Annotated in this window: 19 protein-coding genes; 15 read left to right on the top strand and 4 right to left on the bottom strand. The window is 73.5% G+C overall.

The genetic code is table 11. The features are described 5' to 3' along the window. Nucleotides 1-130: 130 nt before the first annotated feature. Genes AB0C12_RS30370 through AB0C12_RS30345 form a run of 6 tightly spaced genes read left to right on the top strand, consistent with a single transcriptional unit; the run spans nucleotide 131 to nucleotide 5,960 of the window. The gene (locus AB0C12_RS30370) at nucleotides 131-1,135 is read left to right on the top strand and encodes a 3-oxoacyl-[acyl-carrier-protein] synthase III C-terminal domain-containing protein (RefSeq protein ID WP_360553262.1); all 1,005 of its coding nucleotides are present in this window, start codon (nucleotides 131-133) and stop codon (nucleotides 1,133-1,135) included. Further along, entirely contained in the window at nucleotides 1,132-1,863 is a 732-nt protein-coding gene (locus AB0C12_RS30365; RefSeq protein ID WP_360553261.1) for a glycosyltransferase family A protein, read from the top strand. Before AB0C12_RS30370 ends, AB0C12_RS30365 begins: the two co-directional genes overlap by 4 nt. After that, the gene (locus AB0C12_RS30360) at nucleotides 1,863-3,314 is read left to right on the top strand and encodes a class I adenylate-forming enzyme family protein (protein WP_360553260.1); all 1,452 of its coding nucleotides are present in this window, start codon (nucleotides 1,863-1,865) and stop codon (nucleotides 3,312-3,314) included. The genes AB0C12_RS30365 and AB0C12_RS30360 overlap by 1 nt, the downstream gene beginning before the upstream one ends. Then, entirely contained in the window at nucleotides 3,311-4,045 is a 735-nt protein-coding gene (locus tag AB0C12_RS30355) for a glycosyltransferase (RefSeq protein WP_360553259.1), read from the top strand. Before AB0C12_RS30360 ends, AB0C12_RS30355 begins: the two co-directional genes overlap by 4 nt. Beyond that, nucleotides 4,042-5,124 carry a cytochrome P450 gene (locus AB0C12_RS30350; protein WP_360553258.1) on the top strand — a complete coding sequence of 361 codons (1,083 nt, stop codon included), beginning with the start codon at nucleotides 4,042-4,044 and terminating at the stop codon, nucleotides 5,122-5,124. The genes AB0C12_RS30355 and AB0C12_RS30350 overlap by 4 nt, the downstream gene beginning before the upstream one ends. Next, nucleotides 5,115-5,960: an NAD(P)-dependent oxidoreductase gene (locus tag AB0C12_RS30345; protein WP_360553257.1), complete on the top strand. Its 846-nt coding sequence runs from the start codon at nucleotides 5,115-5,117 to the stop codon at nucleotides 5,958-5,960. The genes AB0C12_RS30350 and AB0C12_RS30345 overlap by 10 nt, the downstream gene beginning before the upstream one ends. Here AB0C12_RS30345 and AB0C12_RS30340 read toward each other — a convergent pair. Together AB0C12_RS30340 and AB0C12_RS30335 are read right to left on the bottom strand one after the other, a co-directional pair. After that, nucleotides 5,948-6,586 (bottom strand): hypothetical protein, encoded by a 639-nt coding sequence (locus AB0C12_RS30340; RefSeq protein WP_360553256.1) that lies wholly within the window; start codon nucleotides 6,584-6,586, stop codon nucleotides 5,948-5,950. The genes AB0C12_RS30345 and AB0C12_RS30340 overlap by 13 nt on opposite strands. 32 nt (nucleotides 6,587-6,618) lie before the next feature. Then, nucleotides 6,619-7,236: an EcsC family protein gene (locus AB0C12_RS30335; protein ID WP_360553361.1), complete on the bottom strand. Its 618-nt coding sequence runs from the start codon at nucleotides 7,234-7,236 to the stop codon at nucleotides 6,619-6,621. A 282-nt stretch (nucleotides 7,237-7,518) separates the two neighbouring features. Between AB0C12_RS30335 and AB0C12_RS30330 the strand changes: the two genes are divergently transcribed. Next, nucleotides 7,519-9,870, top strand: coding sequence for an EAL domain-containing protein (locus tag AB0C12_RS30330; RefSeq protein WP_360553255.1), 2,352 nt, complete (start codon nucleotides 7,519-7,521; stop codon nucleotides 9,868-9,870). 42 nt (nucleotides 9,871-9,912) lie between these two features. Here the strand turns inward: AB0C12_RS30330 and AB0C12_RS30325 are convergent, their stop codons facing one another. Continuing rightward, nucleotides 9,913-10,407, bottom strand: coding sequence for an N-acetyltransferase family protein (locus AB0C12_RS30325; RefSeq protein WP_360553254.1), 495 nt, complete (start codon nucleotides 10,405-10,407; stop codon nucleotides 9,913-9,915). 100 nt (nucleotides 10,408-10,507) lie between these two features. Here AB0C12_RS30325 and AB0C12_RS30320 point away from each other — a divergent pair, with 100 nt between their 5' ends. Both AB0C12_RS30320 and AB0C12_RS30315 read left to right on the top strand, forming a co-directional pair. Continuing rightward, nucleotides 10,508-11,419, top strand: coding sequence for a PAC2 family protein (locus AB0C12_RS30320; RefSeq protein ID WP_360553253.1), 912 nt, complete (start codon nucleotides 10,508-10,510; stop codon nucleotides 11,417-11,419). A gap of 180 nt (nucleotides 11,420-11,599) precedes the next feature. Then, nucleotides 11,600-13,057: a GAF domain-containing protein gene (locus tag AB0C12_RS30315; protein WP_360553252.1), complete on the top strand. Its 1,458-nt coding sequence runs from the start codon at nucleotides 11,600-11,602 to the stop codon at nucleotides 13,055-13,057. On the opposite strand, the gene AB0C12_RS30310 is transcribed toward AB0C12_RS30315, so the two are convergent. Further along, on the bottom strand, nucleotides 13,054-13,827 hold the full coding sequence (locus AB0C12_RS30310) for an alpha/beta hydrolase family protein (RefSeq protein WP_360553251.1): 774 nt from the start codon (nucleotides 13,825-13,827) through the stop codon (nucleotides 13,054-13,056). The two genes, AB0C12_RS30315 and AB0C12_RS30310, sit on opposite strands and share 4 nt — an antisense overlap. 175 nt (nucleotides 13,828-14,002) lie before the next feature. Between AB0C12_RS30310 and AB0C12_RS30305 the strand changes: the two genes are divergently transcribed. The 6 genes from AB0C12_RS30305 (at nucleotide 14,003) to AB0C12_RS30280 (ending at nucleotide 21,510) form a co-directional block, all read left to right on the top strand. After that, a complete protein-coding gene (locus tag AB0C12_RS30305; protein WP_360553360.1) occupies nucleotides 14,003-14,608 on the top strand; it encodes a hypothetical protein in 606 nt (201 codons plus the stop codon). Nucleotides 14,609-14,741: 133 nt separating this feature from the next. Next, nucleotides 14,742-15,728, top strand: coding sequence for a hypothetical protein (locus AB0C12_RS30300; RefSeq protein ID WP_360553250.1), 987 nt, complete (start codon nucleotides 14,742-14,744; stop codon nucleotides 15,726-15,728). Nucleotides 15,729-15,877: 149 nt separating this feature from the next. Further along, nucleotides 15,878-16,561 (top strand): tRNA (guanosine(46)-N7)-methyltransferase TrmB, encoded by a 684-nt coding sequence (gene trmB / locus AB0C12_RS30295; RefSeq protein WP_360553249.1) that lies wholly within the window; start codon nucleotides 15,878-15,880, stop codon nucleotides 16,559-16,561. Nucleotides 16,562-16,664: 103 nt separating this feature from the next. Next, nucleotides 16,665-19,385 (top strand): ATP-binding protein, encoded by a 2,721-nt coding sequence (locus AB0C12_RS30290; protein ID WP_360553248.1) that lies wholly within the window; start codon nucleotides 16,665-16,667, stop codon nucleotides 19,383-19,385. Nucleotides 19,386-19,444: 59 nt separating this feature from the next. Then, the gene (locus tag AB0C12_RS30285; RefSeq protein ID WP_360553247.1) at nucleotides 19,445-20,851 is read left to right on the top strand and encodes a selenium-binding protein SBP56-related protein; all 1,407 of its coding nucleotides are present in this window, start codon (nucleotides 19,445-19,447) and stop codon (nucleotides 20,849-20,851) included. Further along, nucleotides 20,848-21,510: a hypothetical protein gene (locus AB0C12_RS30280; protein ID WP_360553246.1), complete on the top strand. Its 663-nt coding sequence runs from the start codon at nucleotides 20,848-20,850 to the stop codon at nucleotides 21,508-21,510. The genes AB0C12_RS30285 and AB0C12_RS30280 overlap by 4 nt, the downstream gene beginning before the upstream one ends. Nucleotides 21,511-21,536: the final 26 nt, after the last annotated feature.

Genomic DNA, 21,536 nt, shown 5'->3' with positions numbered 1-21,536 from the left:
AGAGAAGTCCGCCCGCGCCGCCCTGTGGCGCCTCCCACCCTCTTCGACCCTGGTCCTGGTCGCCGGGCCTAGGAAGAATGAGCCGTTCTACTCACGCCGCGGACCCCGGCACTGCTGAAGGCTGGCGCCCATGACGACGACCGTTCCCCGCGTGGGTATCACCGCCGTGGCCAGTTGCCTGCCCGAGCAGCGGATGACGACCGACGACCTGCAGGCCCGGGTGGGCGGCGGCCTGCCGTTGCCGGCCGGGATGTTCGCGCAGGCCACCGGCATCACCACCCGCCGCGTCGCCGCCGCCGGCGAGTACGCCTCCGACCTGGCCGTGGCCGCCGGCCGGCAGGTCCTCGAGCAGGCCGGACTGGACGCGCTGGACGTGGACCTGCTGCTGTTCGCCTCGGCGACCCGGGACATGGCCGAGCCGGCCACCGCGCACGTCGTGCAGGCGGCGCTGGGTGGCCGGGCGCACGCCCTGGACGTGACCAACGCCTGCAACAGCTTCCTCAACGGCATCGACCTGGCCCGTTCGATGATCCTGGCCGGGCGGGCCCGCCGGGCCCTGGTGGTGACCGGCGAGACCCCGACCCGGGCGATGCGGCCCCGGCTGGACGGCATGCGCCAGGCCCGGCAGGCGTTCGCCGGCTACACCTTCGGCGACGCCGGGGCGGCCGTGCTGGTCGAGCCGGTGGCCACCGGCGGCATCCTGGACGTGGACGCCGAGACGCACTCCCAGCACTGGGCGGTGGGCGGGATCTTCGGCGGCGGCTCGCGGCATCCGCGCGGTGACGAGCACACCTACTTCGCCGGCGACGGGCACAAGCTGCGGGGCGTCTTCGAGAAGATCGGGCTCGGCCTGGTCGAACGCGTCCACCACCGCACCGGCCTGGGCTGGGACGACTACGCCCGGGTGCTGGTGCACCAGGTGACGCTGCCCTATCTTCAGCGGTTCGTGGAGGTGGCCGGCGTGCCCGTGGACAAGCTCGAGGTGACCGTTCCCGAGCTGGGCAACATGGCCAGCGCCACGCTGGGCGTCCAGCTCGACCGGGTGCGTCCGGGGCTGCGCACCGGCGACAAGGTGCTGCTGGTCGGGCTGGGCGGCGGCGTGAGCCTGATGACCATGATCTGGGAGGTGTCGTGACCGCGCTGTGGGTGATCGTGCCGGCGTACAACGAGGCCGGGCGGATCGGTCAGACCCTGGCGGCGCTGGCGGCCCAGACCGACACCGACTTCGAGCTGCTGGTGGTGGACAACGGCTCGACCGACGACACGGCGGCCATCGCGCGCGCTTTCGTCGCGCCGTTCCCTGTGCATGTGCTCATCGAGCCGGAGAAGGGCGTCGGCTGCGCGGTCGACACCGGTTTCCGGCACGCCATCGCGGCCGGGGCCACCATGCTCGCCCGTACGGATGCGGACTGCCTGCCCCGGCCCGGCTGGCTGGCGGCGGCCCGGGCCGGGCTGACCGGCGGCGCCGGGCTGATGTGCGGGCGGATCACCGCGCGCCGCGACGAGCACGGCCCGGCCGGGCGGGCGCTCTTCCGGCTGCTGGTGGCCCTGGCGGCGACCTTCGGGCGGCTGCGGCCGGCGCACCGCGCGGACGGCTACCGGGCGCCCTACCGGATGCACGCGGGCAACAACATGGCCATCACCGCGCAGCTCTACGAGGCGTGCGGCGGCATGCCCCGGCGCCCGTCGCCCACCGACCGCACCTTCCTCAACCGGGTCCGCCGCAGCACCACCGCGATCCGGCACAGCCGCACGATGGTGGTCGAGAATTCCACCCGCCGGCTGGCCGCGTACGGGATCGTCGGCACCGCCAAGTGGTATCTCGACCGCGGCAGCGGCGCGCTCACGGCGGATCCCCGCTGATGCTGGACGAGCTCATCGCGGGCCTGCGGGACGACGACACCCGGCCGGCCGTGCTCGGCGCGCGGCGCACCGGGCAGACCGTGGTCCGCGCCACCCGTGCCGACCTGTCCCGGCTGACCAGCGGATACGCCGCCGCTCTGCACGCCCGCGGGCTGGTGGCCGGGGACACCGTCGGCATCGCCGTGCGCCCGGGGCCACGGTCCTTGGCGGTGCTGCTGGCGGCGTACCACCTGGGTCTGCGGATCGCGGTGCTGGACCCGACCGCCGGCCCGGAGGTGCTGCTGTCCCGGCTGCGGCTGGCCGCGCCGCGGCTGGTGCTGGCCGACGCGGCCGCGCAGGCGGTCGCCGGCTGGGCCGCTCCCCTGGCCCGCCGGGCCCACCTGGCCCTGCCCGACCTGGCCGCGCTGGCCCCCACGGTCACCATCGGGCGGCGGCTGCCCGGCACCGCGCCCGGCCTGGCCCCGGCGAGCGGACCGCCACCGGCGGGCTTCGACGGCGACGGCGACGCGGTCGTGGTCTTCACCTCGGGCACCACGAGCCGGCCGCGCGCGGTCGTGCACACCCGGGCGAGTGTCTCCGCCGGCATGCGGGCCGTCCGCGACCTGGTCCTGCCCGTGCCCGGCCGGCCGGTGCTGGGCGGCACCTTCTTCGTGCTGGTCCCGTCGCTGGCCGGCGGCGCTCCCGTGGCGTTGCCGGCGCACCGGCCGAAGACGCTGGTCCGGCAGCTCGCGCGGCTCGCGCCGCAGGCCACCTATCTGACGCCGCCGCAGCTGCGGGCCGCCCTGTCGGCCGGCGCCCGGTTCACCGGGCGGGTCTACAGCGGATCGGCGCCGGTCAGCGCCGGGCTGCTGGTCGCGGTCCGGCGCGCGGGCGCGGAGCAGGCCTGGGGCGTCTACGCCCTCACCGAGGTCTTCCCGGCCGCCGCGGTGGAGAGCGCCACCAAAGCCGCTTTCACCGGGCCGGGTGATCTCGTGGGCGAGCTGCTCCCGGGGGTACGCGCCCGGGTCGACGACGCCGGTCAGCTGCTGCTCGCCGGGACCAACGCGGCGGACCGCTATCTCGGCGAGCCGTCGCAGCAGTGGGTGGCGACCGGGGACATCGGCCGGCTCGACGGCCGCACGGTGGTGCTCGGCGGCCGGTGCAAGGACATGATCCTGCGCGGCGCCGAGAACATCTACCCCGGCCTGTACGAGCCCGCGCTGCACGTCCCCGGTGTCGAGCTGGCGGTGATCGTGGGCGTACCGGCCGGCGACGGTGACGAGCGGGTCGTGGCCGTGGTGCAGCCCGCCGCCGGTGCCGCGCCGGAGGCCGTACGGGCCGCGTTGCGCGAGCCACTGGCCCGGATGGGTACGGCCCGGCCGGACGCGGTTGTGCTCGCCGAGGTGCCGCTGGCCGGGCGGTCCCGTAAGCCCGACCGCGCGGCGGCGGCCCGGCTGGCGGCCGGCGCATGAGGGACCTCGCGGTGATCGTGCCGGCCTACAACGAGGCCGCGCTGCTGCCGGGGTTGCTGGCGGCGCTGACGGCCCAGTCCGATCAGGACTTCACCCTGGTCGTGGTGGACAACGGCTCGACCGACGGCACGGCCGCGATCGCCGCCGCCCATCGCGGTGACGTGGTGGTCGTGCCCGAGCCCGAGCCGGGTGCGGGCACGGCCGCCGACACCGGTTTCCGGCACGCCATCGCCGGCGGTGCGACCCGGCTCCTGCGCACCGACGCCGACTGCCTGCCGGCCCGGGACTGGGTGGCGACCGCCCGGCTGCTGCTCGACGAGGCCGACCTGGTGTGCGGGCGCAGTGTGCCGCGCCGCGACGAGCGGCCGAGCCTGGCCGAGCGGCACCTCTACCCGGCCGTCGTCCGGCTGGCCGCCCGGTACGGCCGGTGGCGGCACCGCTCCCCGGCCTACCGGTGCCCGTTCGTACTGGTGCACGGGCACAACGTGGCGATCACCGCGGAGCTCTACGAGCGCTGCGGTGGCACCCCGCGGGAGGCCCTCGGCGACGGCGCGGAGGACGTGACGATGCTCAACCGGGCCCGGCGGCACAGTGCGCGGGTGGTGCGGGCCGAGCAGCTCGTCGTCGAGTCGAGCCTGCGTCGGCTGCGGGCCTGGGGTGCCCGCCGTACGCTGCTGTGGCACTGGGACCGGCGGTACCGGCCCGCGCCGGCCGCGGTGCACGTGCGATGAGGGCTCGTTCCCGGGACCGGCTGGTCTATCTCGGCAGCCATCCGATGCTGTTCGCGCTGCTCGCGGCGGGACGGCTGCGGCCGGTGCTGCGGCTCGGCGGCACGCTGCTGATCAACGACGCCGGGGCGTACACGGCCGGACTGACCCGGATCCCGCTGGACCGCACCGCCGAGGGCACCACCGGCGGTGCCGCGGGCCGGCTCACCGGTGGTGATCTGCTCTTCGACCAGCAGGGCGACGATCATCGCCAGGCCCGGCGGGGCACCGCCGACGCGCTGGGGGCGGCCGCGGTGGCCCGGTTGCGCCCGATCTGGACCGAGGTGCTCGACCGCGGGCTCAAGCCGCTGACGGATGGCGAGACCGTTGATCTCGTACCGGTGGTGACGGAACTGGCCGGCACGACCGCGGCGGCGCTGCTCGGCCTGGCGGCGGACGGCCCCGCGCTGGCCGCGGCGGCCCGCGAGGCGGCCGCGACGGCAGCCCGCTCGCACCTGCCGGGTCCGGGCCGGCGCCGGGCCCTGATCCGGGCCCGGGCGGCCACCGACCGGCTGTCCGCGCTGGTCGCGCCGGGCGGTGGACCCGAGGCCGGCCTGGCCGTGATGCTGGCGGTGGCCGCGGTCAACACGACGGTCGCCGCGCTGCCGCGGGCCGCGGCCTGGGCCGCGGACGCCGACCTCTGGGGGTACGCCGGCAGCCCCGCCCTGGCCTCCGAGCTGCTGCGGGTCACCGCTGCGACCCCGTTGCTGCCCCGCGTCGCCGCCGCGCCCGGTCACCTGCCGACGCCGTCCGGTGGCTGCCCGGTCCGCGCCGGCGACCGGATGCTGCTCATCGCCCGGCACGCCGTCGGCGCCCACCACCTCGACCCCGACCCGGGTGCGCCCGCGCCGGCGCACATCGCCCAGCTCGTCTTCGGCGTCGGGCCGCACGCCTGCCCCGGTGCCCGGCTGGCCCGTACCCAGCTCACCGACCTGCTGCAGGCGCTCGCTCCGCTGCGCCCGGTGGTGGTCCGGGCCCGGCCCGATCGGCGCGCGGCGCTGCCGGGCTGGCGTTCCTTGACGGTACGGGCGACATGCGGCTAGCTGTCACCGGCGCGTCCGGCTTCTGTGGCGCAGCCGTCGCCCGCCTCGCCGCGGCCCACGGGCACGACGTGCTCTGCCTGGGCCGCCGCCCGGGTCCGGTGGGCCGACACGTTCCCTGGGACGCCGACCGTGAGCTGCCCGACCTGACCGGCGCGGATGCCGTGATCCACCTCGCCGCCGCGGTCGGTGACCCCCGTCCGGGCCGCCGGACCGAGGCGGCGTTCCGGGCCGTGAACGTGGACGGGACCGCGCGGCTGCTGCGAGCGGCGGCCGGGCGGCCCGTGGTCTGGGTGAGCAGCGCCAGCGTCTACCGCCCGGGCCCGTACCGCACGCCCGTGTCCGAGGACCACCCCGTCGACGGGCACCGGGGCGTGTACGGGCGGACCAAGGCAGCCGGGGAACGACTCGCCCTGGCCGCCGGCGCGGTGGCCCTGCGCCCCCGGGCGGTCTACGGCGACGGCGACCGGCATCTGCTGCCGCGGCTGCGCCGGGTGGTGCGCGGGGGCCGGGCGTGGTTGCCGGGGCCGGACGTGGCGATGAGCCTGACGGCGGTGGAGAACCTGGCGGCCGCGTGCCTGGCGGCGGTGGCGTGGCCGGGGGGCGCGTACAACATCGCCGACGAGCGGCCGTACCGGCGCGACGAGGTTCTCGCCCGGGCCCTGCGCGTGCCGGTGCGGCACGTGCCGGCCGGGCCGGTCCGGGCGCTGGCCGCGGTGTCGCCGACGCTGACCCGCTATGCCGTCGACCAGCTCACCGACGGGATGGTCCTGGAGCTGGGCCGGGCCCGGGCGCTGGGCTACCGCCCGGAACGCACGCTGACCGATTACCTGGTGTAGACCACGGACGAGCGGAAGACCGTAGCGGCGTGGGTGCCGTCGCCGCTGCGGCGGATCACCACCGCGTCGACCGTGAAGACATAGCCGGTCCGGCGGTCGAGGCCGGGCACCTCGGCGCTCAGCAAGCCGCACGGGTTGGCCGGCTTGACCGTCACGAAGCCGATGTCGCGCTGGTCGCCGAGCTTGAGGTCCTGGCTGATCGCGGTGATCCGGAACTCGACGATGTTGTAACCGCCGACGTTGTACCAGCTCACCGTGGCCGAGGTGGTGCCCGGCGTGACCGCCAAAGCGTTGATCTTGTTGAAATGGGGGGTGTCCCGGGCGCAGGTGGCCGACGGGGTGGGCCGCACCACCGGGGGCAGCGGCAGGAAGCCGCTGGTGGTCGCGGTCGGGGCCGGCGAGGCGCCGCTGCTCGGCCGCGGGGTCGGCGTGGCGCTGCCCTGGGCCACGACGAGCCACTGGTCACTGCCGGTCACCTCGGAGGTGATGTCCGTGCCACCGCTCTTCGTGGCGCTGGGCGCGGTGAACAAGCTGCAACCGGTGAGCACCAACGGGGTCACCAACAGCAGGAGCCAGCGCTTGCGCAGCGGCAAGCGGCCTCCGGAGTTCGTGTCCCTGTCCTTCACAGGGGCAATCATCGACAACGTTCACGCCGACTTTAGGAAGGGCGGTAGAGCTCCGTGGTGCGCCGGGCCAGGTCCTTGGTCGCGGCGGAGTTCGCCCAGGTGCCGAGCACGACAGCCGCGCCCGGGATGACCTTGGCGGCCATCCGCCGGGCCGCCCGGACGCCGGCCATCTGGGCCAGCTTGACGCCGAGCTTGACCATGACCCCGGACAGCGGCTGGCCGGCACTGGTGGCGAAGAGCCGGCTGGCGCGTTCCCGGCCCGCCGCCACGCCGAGCGCGAGCCGGGCGGTCTCGGCGGCCTTGTGCACCCGTTGCAGCACCAGCAGGTCGGTGGCGCGGTCCGGACCCGTCGGGTCGACGCCGTACGCGGCGGCCATGTGCAGCACCATCCGTGCCTGCGTCCAGGCGAGCACGCCCACGTCGACGACCGCGCCGGGCAGGCCGGTGGCACCGGAGACGGCACCGGAGAGCCGCGCGTGGTTGGTGAACCGCCGGACCACTTGCTGGGCCAGCTCGTCCGGGGTGAGGCCGGGGTGTTCCGAGCGGGCCCGCTCGGCCCAGCGCCGGGCCTCGGGGCCGAGCCGGCGGACCGCCTCCAGAGCGAGGTGCTCCGGGGCGTACTGCGGGTCGGCCTTCATCCGGGCCCACAGCGTCCCGGGTGGGCCGGCCGGGTCCGGGCCCTGGTCAGATGCGTTCGGCGGAGTCGGGAGGGCGGGTACGACGGGATCGGTCACCAGATCACTCCGAGGGGTCGAGAGGGGATCTCGTTCCATTGTGCCGTGCAGCTGCACGTGCACGGCAACGGTTGGCGAGATCCCACGCTGTGCAGCCGTGCGGTGACGCTCGACGCCCCGGTTTTCGCTCATCCCGTCCACCGGGCGACCGATGAGCCCTGGGCAGGCACCCATCCGTGGCGGAAGGACGACGCACGCATGACGACGGGCGAGGAACGGCAGGTGGAACGGCTGCGGCCGACGCCGATGCTGATCACTGCTGTCGCCGTACTGGTCGTGTCGATCGGCGTCTTCGTGGCGAACTACGCCGCGCAGCGCAGCCAGGTGGTCTGGGGCTGGATGCCCGCCATGATCGGTACCGCGATCGCGGGGTGGGCCTGCTGGCGTACCGCCTTCACCCCCGGGCTGGACCGGGTGACCCGGCGCGTGTGGCGCTCGCTGGCGGTGGTCTGCGTCCTGATCGTGCTGGGCCTGGCCGGCGATGCCCGCTTCACCGTGCTGAACCCCGGCCGGCTGGACCAGCAGCACGACGTGCCGACCTCGATCTGCTACGCGCTGGCCATGATGGTGCTGCTCTGGGCCCTGCTGCGGCTGCCGATGGCCAAGCGGGAGAGCAAGGACCGGATCATGGTCCGCTTCCTGCTCGACGCCGCGACCATCAGCATCACGGTCGGCATCTTCTCCTGGTACCTGCTGCTCCAGGTGGTGAACGCCTGGGACGCCGAGGGGCCGGCCGCCGTACCGGTGATCATGCTGATGGCGCTGGGCCTGGTCGGCTCGCTGGCCTTCGTCAAGGTCGCCCTCAGCGGCTTCGGCGGCGTGGACCGCATCGCCCTGCGGCTGCTCGCGGCCGCGGCGGCGGTCGGCGCCGTCGGCGGCGGACTGTTCCCGCTGCTGTTCGACCTGCACCCGGGCCTGAGCGGCTCGCAGATGTTCGTACCGGCGACGCTGCTGTTCGTGGCGTTCGCCGCCGACCGGCAGCGCCGGGCCGCCGGGGTCCCGCAGCCCGAACGCCGCCGCCGGCCCTTCAGCGTCGTGCCGTACCTGGCCGTCGCGGCCACCGACGCCCTGCTGCTGACGGTCAGCAGCCAGGCCGGCGGGGCTGTACTCACCGTCGCGCTGGCCGCCGTGCTGTTGACCGCGCTGGTCGTGCTGCGCCAGGTCAACGCGCTGTCGGAGAACGGCCGGCTGCTCGGCCGGGTGGACGCCAACCTGGTCGAGCTCAACGGCTACCAGCGCCGGCTCACCCATCGCGCCACCCACGACGCCCTCACCGACCTGGCCAACCGCACCCTGTTCGAGCAGCAGACCCGCGCGGCGCTGGCCGAGACCGGGGCCGGGGCGGGCAACACCCTGAGCCTGGCGCTGATCGACCTCGACGACTTCAAGGCGATCAACGACCGGCTCGGTCACGCCGTCGGCGACGCCCTGCTGGTGGTGGTCGCGCAGCGGCTGCGTGAGGCGGTCCGCGAGGACGACGTGGTGGCCCGCCTCGGCGGCGACGAGTTCGGCCTGCTGCTGCGCGGGCTGCGCCTGGCCGAGGCGACCGAGGTGCTGGACCGCATCGCCGAGTCGCTGACCCGCCCGGTGCACGCGCTGGGCTACGACCTGCTGGTCAAGGCCAGCATCGGGCTCGCCGAGGTGTGGCCGGAAGCCAGTCCGCAGGAGCTGCTGCGCCGCGCCGACCTGGCGATGTACGCCGCCAAGGAGCGCGGCAAGGGCCGGCACGCGGTCTACGACGCCCGCCTCGAGCAGGACCAGGCGGCCGACGCCCAGCTCGGCGCCGAGCTGCGCCAGGCGCTGGACAACGGCGACTTCACGCTGGTCTACCAGCCGATCGTCGCGCTGCCCGACGGCGAGTGGACGTCGCTGGAGACGCTGATCCGCTGGAAGCACCCCGAGCGCGGCTTCATCGGCCCGGACGTGTTCATCCCGATCGCCGAGCGCACCGGCCTGATCGTGCCGCTGGGCGACTGGATCCTGCGGACCGCGCTGCGCCAGGCCGCCGAGTGGCAGGACGTCTTCGGATCGGGGGCGCCCGGCGAGATCGGCGTCAACGTGTCGGCCCGGCAGCTGCGGGAGCCGGGCTTCGCCGCGGACGTGCGGGCGGCGCTCGCGGACAGCGGCTTCGACCCGGAGAAGCTGGTCGTCGAGGTCACCGAGACCGCGGTGTTCGACGGCGGCGTGGCCCTGGACACGTTGCAGAGCCTGGTCACGCTCGGGGTCAAGGTGGCGCTGGACGACTTCGGCACCGGGCACTCGTCACTCGGGCTGCTGCGTACCTGCCCGGCCGACACCCTCAAGGTCGACAAGTCCTTCGTGGACGGCATCGGCGGGCGCTCGGAGGAGGCGGTGATCGCCACCGCCATGATCCAGATCACCAACGGACTCCACCTGCAGGCCATCGCCGAGGGCGTGGAGACGGCCGAGCAGGCCGAGACGCTGTACCGGCTGGGTTACCGCTTCGCCCAGGGCTACCACTTCTCCCGCCCGCTGTCCCCGCAGCAGGTCACCGAGCACCTCGAGGCCGCCCGGGTGCTCGCCGTCTGAGCCCGCCCGCGGCGGAGAACCCGGGCAGGTTCAACACACGAGTCACACCACCACCGGGCTGCGTCGTTCCAGCAGCACCACGTCCCGCCAGCGGCCGTGGTGCCGGCCGACCCGCTCGCGGGTGCCGATGACCCGGAAGCCGGTACGCCGGTGCAGCGCCAGGCTGGCCCCGTTCTCCGGGAAGATGCCGGACTGGATGGTCCAGATGCCGGCCGCCTCGGTCGAGGTGAACAGCCGCTGCAGCAGCGCCCGTCCCACACCCCGGCCCTGCGCCCCGGCGTCGACGTAGACGCTGTGCTCGACGACTCCCGCGTACACCGGCCGGGGTGAGACCCTGGTGACCGCGACCCAGCCCAGGACGGCGCCGCCGGCCTCGGCGACCCAGCGGTGATCCGCCAGCCGGCCCGCGTCGAAGGCGGCCCAGTCCGGCGCGGTCGTCTCGAAACTGGCGTCGCCGCCGTCGAGCGCCGCCTGGTAGATCGCCAGCACGGCCGCCGCGTCACCGGGCACCATCGGCCGTAGGGAAAGATCAGACATGCACCGATCCTCGCGCGCGGGAGCAGGAATGAACACGCGCGGCCCGGTGTTCCCACCACATGGCCCGCCCCCGCGGGCGCATCTCGAGGAGGTCCGCAGCGTGCTCGACCCACAAGGGCTCTACGAGTTGGCCGACGACCTGCCCGACCTGGACGAGCCGGTGCTCGTGCAGGCGCTGACCGGGTTCGTCGACGCCGGGAGCGCGATCCAGCTCTCCCGCGAACATCTGCTGGAGCACCTGGACACCCAGGTCCTGGCGACCTTCGACATCGACCAGTTGCTCGACTACCGGTCCCGCCGGCCGTCCATGATCTTCGTCGAGGACCACTGGGAGAGCTACGAGGAGCCGAGCCTGGCCCTGCACCTCGTCCGCGACCAGCTGGGCACCCCGTTCCTGCTGCTCGCCGGGCCCGAGCCGGACCTGCAGTGGGAACGCTTCATCGCCGCCGTGACCGGCCTGATCGAGCGCTTCGGGGTCAACCTGACCGTCGGCCTCAACGCCATCCCGATGGCCGTGCCGCACACCCGCCCGGTGAGCGTCACCGCGCACGCCACCGACCAGCGCCTGCTCGGCGACCGCGAGTCCTGGCTGCAGCGCGTCCAGGTCCCGGCGAGCGTCGGCAACCTGCTGGAGTTCCGGCTGGGCGAGTCCGGGCACGACGCCATGGGGTACGCCGCCCACGTGCCGCACTACCTGGCCCAGACCACGTACCCAGCCGCTGCCGAGCTGCTGCTGGACTCCGTCTCCCGGACCACCGGGCTGGCCCTGCCCACCGGCCGGCTCCGCGAGGCCGCCCTGGTCGTCCGCCAGGAGGTCGACAAGCAGGTCGCCGACGACGAGCAGGCCAGCCGGCTGGTGCTGTCGCTGGAGGAGCAGTACGACGCGTTCCTGCGCGGACGGCAGGGCAACCTGCTGGCCGAGTCGAGCGGGCCGCTGCCGACCGCCGAGGAGCTCGGCGCCGAGCTCGAGCGCTTCCTGGCCGAGCAGAGCCGCGACAACGACCAGGGCTGAGCCGCCCCGGCTTCGCCAAACCCACCCCGACCTGGCCGTACTGCCCGATGATGGAAGCAATCGGGCGGGGATTGTCGGCGAGTATGGGGGATACAAGTGGCACCATTTCGTTCCCGGCAGTCGGGCGGGGCAGCGCTGCGCCCGATTCCCCGTGACGTCGAGAGCCTCGAGAAGCTGATCATGGATCTCGACCGGGCCCAGGATCTGGCGTCGACGTGGCGGATCACGGTGGACAGCACGGTCCAGTCGCACAACTTCAGCTACGGCGCGGTCTGGCTGCCCGACGGCAAGGGCAACGTCTGCATCGAGTACGAGGCCGGCCCGATCACCGGCGAGCTGCGGTCCGCGGTGCCCGCCGGTCCGGTACCGGCCGACGCCGGCCTGGTCGGCAAGGCCTGGCGCACGAAGCAGTTCGTGTACCTGAGCTCGATGGCCGACTGCGCCGACTGCCGGCGCTGCCAGGCGGCGGCCCGGGCCGGCATGGCAGCCGCGGTGGTGATCCCCGTCATGCACCGCAGTCAGCAGGTCGCGGCGCTGGAGTACTACTCGGCCGAGCCGCTCTACATCGACGGGCCGCGCAGCGAGAAGTGGGCGTCGATCGCCCGGATCGCCGAGCAGGCCCGGTTCAACGCCGTCGCCACCGCCGAACTGCGCCAGATCGCCGACGACCGGCTCGCGGTGACCAACGTGGTCACCGCGCTCGGCGACGCGACCGACTCATCGACGGCCCTGCGGATCGCGCTGGACTCGGTGCGCACGTCGTTCGGCTGGGCCTACGGGTCGTACTGGGAGGTCGACGACGACGAGCACGTGCTGCGCTTCCAGGTCGAGTCCGGCTCGGCCGGCGACGAGTTCCGCAAGGTGACGCTGGCCGCCACCTTCGCCGAGGGCGTCGGCCTGTCCGGCCGTGCCTGGCGCGCCAAGGACCTGGTCTTCGTCCGCGACATCGGTGAGCTCACCGACTGCGTCCGGGCGCCCGCCGCCCAGCGGGCCGGGGTCCGGTCGGGGGTCTGTTTCCCGATCGTGAGCCACGGCCGCATCATCGGCACGATGGACTTCTTCACCTCCGAGTTCATCGACCTGTCCGAGTCCCGGGCGTCCGCCCTGCGCAACGTGGCGCAGCTGGTGTCGCAGCGGCTCGACATCGTACGAGCGACCGAGGCGGCCCAGGAGAGCGCCCGAGCCCTGCTGGACACCGTCTCGCGGCTGCGCGCGGCCAGCGACGACGCGACCCGGGTGGCCCAGGACGCGGTGAACCGGGCGTCGGACATGACCCACGAGGTCGAGGCCCTGGGCAACGCCTCCACGGCCATCGGCGACGTCATCAAGATCATTTCGTCGATCGCCGACCAGACCAACCTGCTCGCCCTCAACGCGACCATCGAGGCCGCCCGGGCCGGCGAGGTCGGCCGCGGCTTCGCGGTGGTGGCGGGCGAGGTCAAGGACCTGGCCCGGGAGACCGCCGAGGCCACCCAGCGGGTCGCCGAGCAGATCGCCGGGATCCAGAACAGCGCCCGTACGGTGTCCGCCGGCATCCTGACCACCAGCGACACGATCGGGCAGATGGACGCGGTCCAGGCCCGGATGAACGAGGTCCTCGAGGAGCAGGCCCGGATGGCCGGCGCCCTCCAGCCCTAGTTCTTCAGGGGCAGCCAGTCCAGGACGGTCTGGATCTCGGCGTCCCAGTAACCCCACTCGTGCGCACCCGGTCCGAACGCGGCGTCGAGGTCGACGCCGTGTTCGCGGCAGACCGCCTCGAAGCGCTCGTTGGCCGCGCGCAGGTGGTCCTCGGTGCCGCACCGCAGCATGAGCCGGGGCAGCTCCCGGCGGTCAGCGGTGGCCACCAGGTGCAGCAGGTCGTCGTCGGTGCCGGCGAGCGGGCGGTCGAAGACCCGGCCGAGCAGCTCCACGATGTGCGGGCGGTCGTCGTGCTGCTGCATGCCGGCCACGTCGAGAGCACCGGAGAGGCTGGCCGCGGCGGCGAAGCGTCGCGGCTCGCGCAGGGCCCATTTCAGCGCGCCGTAGCCGCCCATCGACAGGCCGGCCACGAAGGTGTCCTCGCGGCGGGTCGAGACCCGGAAGAACGACGACACCACCGCCGGCAGCTCCTCGGACAGGAACGAGAAGAACCGGGACCCGTGCGTCTCGTCGGCGTAGAAGCTGCGGTGCACCTGGGGCATGACCACGGCCAGGCCGCGGGCGGCGGCGTACCGCTCGATGGAGGTGTAGCGGGTCCAGGCGGTGTCGTCGTCGGTCAGTCCGTGCAGCAGATAGAGCACCGGCGGCGGCGCGGCGGTGTCGTGACCGGTGATGCCGATCTGGGTGCTCGCCCGCTCGGGCAGCACGACGGTCATCGAGGTGCCGAGCGCGAGAGTCTCGGACGAGAAGTCAACACGGAGCAGGGCCATCGCTCCAGTATGTCGTGATTACGGAACGCACCCGCACGGTCACCGCAGCGCTTGGGGAATGTCGTACCCGTCGATTAGTATGTGTGTACTAAAACAAGCGCTGAGCTGCGGGGAGATCACCTTGACGACGCCCGTTTCGACCAGTTCCACCACCCTGATCCCGCCCTACGCGACGATGCTCGGTTTCACCCGCTACGTCGCCCGCACCGGACCGGCGAAGGCCACCTTCGTCGGCGGACTGCGCCGCCAGCGCGAGCGGCGCACCGGCTTCAACCCGCACGGCCAGCTCGTCAAGGCCCTCAAGGCCGACATCGCGTTCCGCACCGGCGGCAGCTACCTCAACGGGGTCGTCGACCTCGTCAAGCCGCGGTGGAAGCCGCTCTACGAGGCGGTCAGCGCGGGAGCGACGACCTACCTGCACTCTCTCGGCGACCCGGAGGGCGTCGGCCTCGCGCAGACCCGCGACGCGCTCGCCTCGGTCGGCCCGCTGGCAGTCAAGATCAACCCCCACTTCGGCCTGCGGTACGCCGACGGCCGGCGCGAGGCTGTCCGGCTGCACTTCGACGAGCAGCCGCCCACCCCCGAGGCCGTCACCGCGACCCTGCACCTGATGGCCCGCCACATGGACCAGATTCTGCCCAACGCCGAGCCGGTGCTGGTCGACCTGCGCCGCGGCACCACCCACCGGATCGACCCGGGAGCCCGCCCGGGCGACGTGGAGAGCTGGCTGGCCGGGGAGGCGGCCGCGTTCACCGCCATGTGGGCCGCGACCGCCGCCTGACCGATCGGCCAGCCAACCTGCCCGAACAGTCCGTATTTCTCCAGGTTTCGGCGCGGGAACTTCTTAGGAGCAGCCCGGTTGCGACGATGTCTCCGGTGTAGGTGAACGGAGACACGTCGGGGGGCGTTCGGACATGCGGGTTGTGACGCGAGCAGCAGGCACCATCGCGCTGACGGTGCTCGGAGCCGCGGCGGGGGCGCTCTTCCAGACGGCGCCCGCCGCCGCGGCCACCCCGGCCATGCCGAGCCTGGTCGCCTACGTCCGCGCCGGCGACGTATGGGTGAGCAAGGGCGCGACGGAGACGAAGCTGACCACCGGCGGCGGCTGGTCGCGGCCGCGCTTCTCCCCCGACGGGCGCTCGATCGCCCTGCTCAAGGCCGGCCAGCTGTGGACCATGAAGGCCGACGGCACCGGTCGGCGCCGGCTCACCACGCGCGCCGCGTCCGGCCCGTCCTGGTCGCCGGACAGCACCAGCATCGCGTTCGCCTCGCTGTCCTGCTCCGGCGGCCCGGGCGTCTACCAGATCTCCGCGACCACGGCCGGGGCCACGCCCACGGTGGTCTTCCCGGCGTACTGCCGCGACGAGCCGCTGCCGGCCGAGCCCGCCCCCGCCGCGAAGGCCGGGACGCCGAGCGCACTCCACGACCGGCTCCGCACCGACGACGCGGTGGCCTGGTCCCCCGACGGCACCCGGGTCGCCTTCCGCGGCGGCGACTGCGAATCGACGTACGACGCCTGCCTGACGGTGGGCACGGTGGCCACCGGCGGCGAGAAGACAGTCGCGGCGTACGGCGGCGGCAGCCTGCAGACCTCCGGCTTCGCGGTGATTCCGAGCTGGCGCGCCGACGGTGCGAAGCTGGCCTGGACGGCGTACCAGCAGGGCGAGACGGCCGCGGAGAACCAGCCGCTGCACGTGGTGGAATACGACACGGCGACCGGAGCGAAGCGCACGGTGGGAGCCAGCCAGGACCGCGAGCTGGCGTACGTGGACGCGAACCGCGGGGTGGCCACGGGCACCTACCGCAACGGGTCCTGGGTCATGGTGGTCAACCTGGCCACGGGCGCGCGGACGCCGTTTCACCAGGGCTCCCAGCCGAGCGTCCAGCCAGCGGTGAGGTGAGCCGGGGGTAGCGGACGACGGCCGGCCCAGTGCCGGCCGTTCTGCCGTTCCCCGATCTCTCCCCCTCAGCACCCCGGCCCGCTCAGCACCCCGGCCCGCTCACGCCGCTGGATGGCAGGCGGCCGGCGCTGCGTATCGTGGACGGCCTGATGAGTGAGACGACAGAGCGCCCGATCCGGACGTTCCATCCCCGGCGTGGCCGGATGGGCAGCCGGCACGCGGACGCCATGACCGACATCTGGCCGGCGTACGGGCTCACGGTCGTCGACGGTGACCGCACTCCCCTCGACCTCGTGGAGTTGTTCGGCCGCGATGCGCCCAAGGTGCTGGAGATCGGCTTCGGCATGGGTGACACGACGGCGGCGATGGCGGCCGCCGACCCGGGCCGGGACTACCTCGCGGTGGAGGTGCACACGCCGGGCATCGGCAACCTGCTCTCGCTGATCGGCGAACGCGGCCTCACCAATGTGCGGGTCGCGCACGGCGATGCGATGGAGCTGGTCCGCAAGGTGCCGGCGGGCAGCCTGGACGCGGTGCACGCCTTCTTCCCCGACCCGTGGCCCAAGGCCCGGCACCACAAACGCCGCCTGATTCAGCCGGCGAACGTCGCCCTGCTGCGGGAGCGGCTCCGACCGGGCGGCACGCTGCACTGCGCGACCGACTGGGCCCACTACGCGGAGGGGATGGCCGAGACTCTGGACGCTGATCCAGGTCTGGCCAACGCGCACGAGGGGTTCGCGCCGCGGCCGGCCCATCGCCCCGAGACGAAGTTCGAACGGCGTGGGGTCAGCTCCGGACGGGAGATCTTCGACCTCATCTACCGCCGGACCTGACACCGCTGGTGGCGGCATCCACCCCGTGGTCACCTCGACGTTTCCGGTGATTTGCCGGTTTTATGGCTTCTTGGTCGGTAGCCTGAAACGCGGAGGTCCAAGCATGCCGCGAAGTGATCTTGGCCTCGAGCGTCCCGCCGCACCGGTGGCGCCGAGCGCCCGGCCTGCCGGAACGGCTGCGGCGGCGACCACGCCGGCCAGCACCGAACCGGACGGGCGCACGCGACCCGGCACCCCGCCGGCCGCGAACAGCCCGGCGCCCGCCGCCTTCGGATCACCCGACCGATCCGAGCCGGCCGAGCCCGCCGCCACCGAGCCGGCCGAGCCCGCCGCCACCGAGCCGGCCGAGCCCGCCACGACCGAGCCCGCCACGACCCGGCCCGCGGCCCAGAACACCTCAACCACGCATCCATCAGCGGCGCAGTCCCCGAACGGGCAAGCCGCGAACGACAAGACCGCGCAGCCCCCGAACGGGCAAGCCGTCGACGAGCGACCCGCGACACCACCGCCCGCCAACGGGCAACCTACAACGACGCGGCCCTCGGTCTCGGAGCCCGCGAACGGGCAACCCACGCACGCGCGGCCCCCGAACGGGCGACCGGCAAGCCCGCAGATCACGACCCCCCAAGCCACGACCCCGCAGCCCACGACCCCGCAGCCGACAACCGCGCACACGCCGGCCGCGCCGACGGCGACCCCGACCGCCTTCCCGCTCAACGGTATTCACCGGGCCGACCATCGGGATGCATCCCCGGCCGGCGGTGGCCGGCAGTCGTGGCCGGACATCTTCACCGCTCACGACGACGCCATCAACAGCGCCGCCGGTGAGCAGCTGGCCGCCCTCATCGCCCGCGCCGCGCACGCACCCAGCGGGCTGGTGCACTTCGTCGACGGTGCGGCGTTGCGGATCTACGGCAGCTACGGCCTGCGGATGCGCTGGGAGGACATCGGCGACACCCCGCTGCGGGACAGTCTCGCCGGGCTGGTCGTCGCCGACGGCCGGCCGTTGGTGATCACCGACTTCGCCTCCGATCCGCGGATTCCGGCCAATTCTCCGATCCGGCGGCGGGGGCTCAGCGGCGCCTATCTCGGGCAGCCGATCCGGGACGCCTCCGGGGCCGTACTCGGGATATGTTGCGCGCTCGACACCCAGCCGCATGAGTGGTCCGCCGCGGATGTCGCCGCCGTCGGTGATGCCGCGCGGCTCGGGACTTTGCTCATCACCGAGCAGCAGGGGCGCCAGGAGGTCGATCGGCAGCGGCGGTTCCTTGACGCCGTGCTGGACAACCTGCACGACGGGGTCACCGCCTGCGACGCCGAGGGGCGGGTTGTGTTGGTCAATGCCCGGATGCAGCAGCTCTGGGGCGGCGCGCGGATGCCCGCCGAACTCTCCGACGACACCGCCGGCGCCGGGCCGAGTGACGGGGACGGGCGGCCCGGTGATGTCGCTCTGTTCCGGGCGCTTCGGGGTGAGCGGCTCCGCAACGAGGAGCTGGTGCTGCAGGGGCGTGGGGGGCGTACCCGCTACTACCTGATCGACGCGCAGCCGATTCTCGGGCCGGACGGGGAGACCGTCGGCGCGGTGCAGGCCGTTCAGGATGTCACCCGGCAGCGGCGGGCCGAACGGTTCCGTACCTGTGAGCTTGCCGTGGTCACCGCCCTCGCCGCCGCGCCGACGATCGAGGCGGCCGGGCCTCGGGTGCTGGAGGCCGTGGTCGGGACGCTCGGCTGGACCCATGCCGAGTTGTGGCTGGTCGACGAGGCCGCCGGCGTGGTGCGGTCCGCCGCCAGCTGGAACTCGCCCAGCTGGCAGTCCGACATCGAGGTGCCGGCCGAGCTGCCGTACGGCACCGGGTTGCCCGGCCGGGCCTGGCAGGCCGGCAAGCCGTTGTGGATCCGCGACGTCGGCCGGCCGCAGAGCCTGATCTCGCCCGAGACGGCCGAGAGCTCGCGGCTGCACACCGCGCTGGCCATCCCGGTGCGCAACGGGCTCGAGCCGCTGGGTGTGCTGACCGCTTTCGCCGACACCATCGAGGATCCCGAGGACGAGCTGGTCGCGCTCATGTCCGGGATCTCCGCGCAGATCGCCCAGTTCATCGAGAAGCGGCTGGTCGAAGATCTGCAGCGGCAGCTCATCCGGACCAAGAACGAGTATCTCGCGCTGATCGGTCACGAGCTGCGGACGCCGCTGACCTCGATCGCCGCCTACACCGAGCTGCTGCGGGACGCCGATGCCGAGACGCTCGTGGCCGAGGGGCCCGGGCTGCTGGAGGTCATCGACCGCAACGCCACCCAACTGCGGCACATCATCAACGAGCTGCTCGAGCTCTCCGCGCTCGACACCGGGCACGCCGCGGTGCAGCTCAGTCCGATCAACCTGGTCGAGCTGGTCCGGGAGTCGGTCCAGGCCGCCCGGGACGCCGTCACCGACGAGCCGGTGTCGATCGTCGACGAGATGCCCGACGAGCTGGTGTTGCCCGGTGACCGGCACCGGCTGCGCCAGGTCGTCGACAACCTGCTCGGCAACGCCGTGAAGTACAGCCCCGACGGCGGGCGGATCGCGGTGCGGCTGCGGACCACCGGCCGGGCCGCCGAGCTGTCGATCTCGGACACCGGGATCGGCGTCTCGCAGGAGGAACGCGAGAAGATGTTCACCGGCCTGTACCGCACGAGCCGGGCCCGGGACCGGGCCATCCCCGGCACCGGGCTGGGGCTGACGCTCAGCCGCGCGGTCGTGCAGCGCCACCACGGCACCATCGAGCTCAGTGAGCACGAAGGACCCGGCACCACCGTGTGCGTGCGGCTGCCGTTGGACGCTCGTTGACAACTCGTTGACAACTGTGACCCTGTTCACCGGGCGGCCGCCGGGCGAGGATGACCATCATGACGAGGTGGACACCAGACCCGACGTTCTATCCCTCCCCGCGGGACGCCGCCGGTGCGCCCGCCGAACAGCTGGCGTACATCGCCGCGTTCGACCGGTCGGCCGGGCAACCGGACGCCATCGCCGTCGTGGACACCGACCCGGCCTCCGCCACGTACGGCGCGGTCGTCGGCTGGACCGAGCTGCCGCACACCGGCGACGAGCTGCACCACTTCGGGTGGAACGCGTGCAGCAGCGCCCTGTGCCCCACCGCGCCGCACCCGCACGTCGAACGGCGCTACCTGATCGTGCCCGGGCTGCGCTCGTCGCGGATCTACGTGCTGGACACCAAGGACGACCCGCGCAACCCCGTACTGGTCAAGGAGATCCCGGCCGAGGAGCTGGCCGGCAAGGCCGGCTACTCCCGGCCGCACACCATCCACTGCGGCCCGGACGGCATCTACGTCTCCGCGCTCGGCGGCGGCTCGGCCGACGGACCGGGCGGCATCGCGGTGCTGGACCACACGACCTTCGAGGTACGCGGCGCGTGGGAGAGCGACCGCGGCGATCAGTACCTGGCGTACGACTTCTGGTGGCACCTGACCCGCGACGTGCTGGTCTCCTCCGAGTGGGGCACACCGTCCATGATCGAGGACGGTCTGGTCCCGGAGCTGCTGCTGGGCCGCAAGTACGGCCACCGCCTGCACTTCTGGAATCTGGCCAAGCGTTCCCTGGTGCAGACGGTCGACCTCGGCGACCAGTACCAGATGACGCTGGAGCTGCGCCCCGCCCACGACCCGCGCAAGGAGTACGGCTTCCTCGGCGTCGTCACCAGCGTCGAGGACCTGTCCGCCTCGGTCTGGGTGTGGCACCGCGGCGACGACGGGCAGTTCGCGGTCACCAAGGTCATCGACGTGGCCGCCGAGCCCGCCGACGCCGACGCCCTGCCGCCGGCGCTGCAGCCGTTCGGTGCGGTCCCGCCGCTGATCACCGACATCGACCTGTCCGTGGACGACCGCTTCCTCTATGTCTCCTGCTGGGGCACCGGCGAGCTGAAGCAGTTCGACGTCAGCGACCCGTTCCACCCGGTGCAGACCGGCTCGGTCCGGCTCGGCGGCGTCGTCGGCCGGGTGGCGCACCCGTCGTTCCCGGACGAGCGGCTGGCCGGTGGCCCGCAGATGGTCGAGGTCTCCCGCGACGGCAGCCGGGTCTACGTCACGAACTCGCTGTACGGCTCCTGGGACGACCAGTTCTACCCGGACGGCGTGGGCGCGTGGCTGGCCAAGATCGACGTGGACACCGAGCGCGGCGGCATGACCCTGGACCCGAACTTCTTCCCGCACGGTGACGAGTTCCGCGGCCGGCGGGTGCATCAGGTACGGCTGCAGGGTGGCGACGCCTCGTCCGACTCGTACTGCTTCCCGTGACCGGTGGCCAGCTCGCGGTGCTGGCGGCGCTGGGCGCCTTCCACGGGCTGAACCCGGCCATGGGCTGGCTCTTCGCGGTGGCCCGGGGCATGCAGGAACGCAGCCGGGCCGTACTGCTGCGCTCGGTGCCGCCGATCGCCGCCGGGCACCTGGCCTCGGTGGCGATCGTGGCGGCGGTGGTGTCGGCGACCGAGTCGGTGGTGGCCGGCAACGTGGTGGCCATCGTCGGCGGGGTCGTGCTGGTCGGCTTCGGCTTGTGGCGGCTGCTCTCCGCCCGGCATTTCCGGTGGGCCGGGATGCGGCTGTCGGCGGCGCAGCTGGCCGGCTGGTCGTTCCTGATGTCCTCGGCGCACGGCGCCGGGCTGATGCTGCTGCCGGTGCTGGCCACGACGACGACGGCGCAGCCGGCCGGGCATGCCGGTCATCTCGCCGCGGCGGCTCCGGCCGGTCTGGCCGGCACGCCCGCCGCGGCCCTCGACGGGCTGCTGGCGGCGGGCGTGCACACGGTGGCGATGTTCGCGGTGCTGGCGACCTGCGCCGTGCTGGTCTACGAGTTCGTCGGCCTGAGCGTGCTGCGCCGGGCCTGGTTCAACGTGGACAAGCTGTGGGCCGCGGTGATGGTCGCGGCCGGCGCGCTGACGATCGCTCTGACGGCGTGAGGCCTGTCCCGCCACGTGGCGGGACA

The organism is Actinoplanes sp. NPDC048967 (assembly GCF_040649415.1).
In the GTDB taxonomy this organism is placed as follows: domain Bacteria; phylum Actinomycetota; class Actinomycetes; order Mycobacteriales; family Micromonosporaceae; genus Actinoplanes.
Note: the sequence above shows the minus strand (reverse complement) of the source record. Positions and strands in the feature narration are given on the sequence as shown.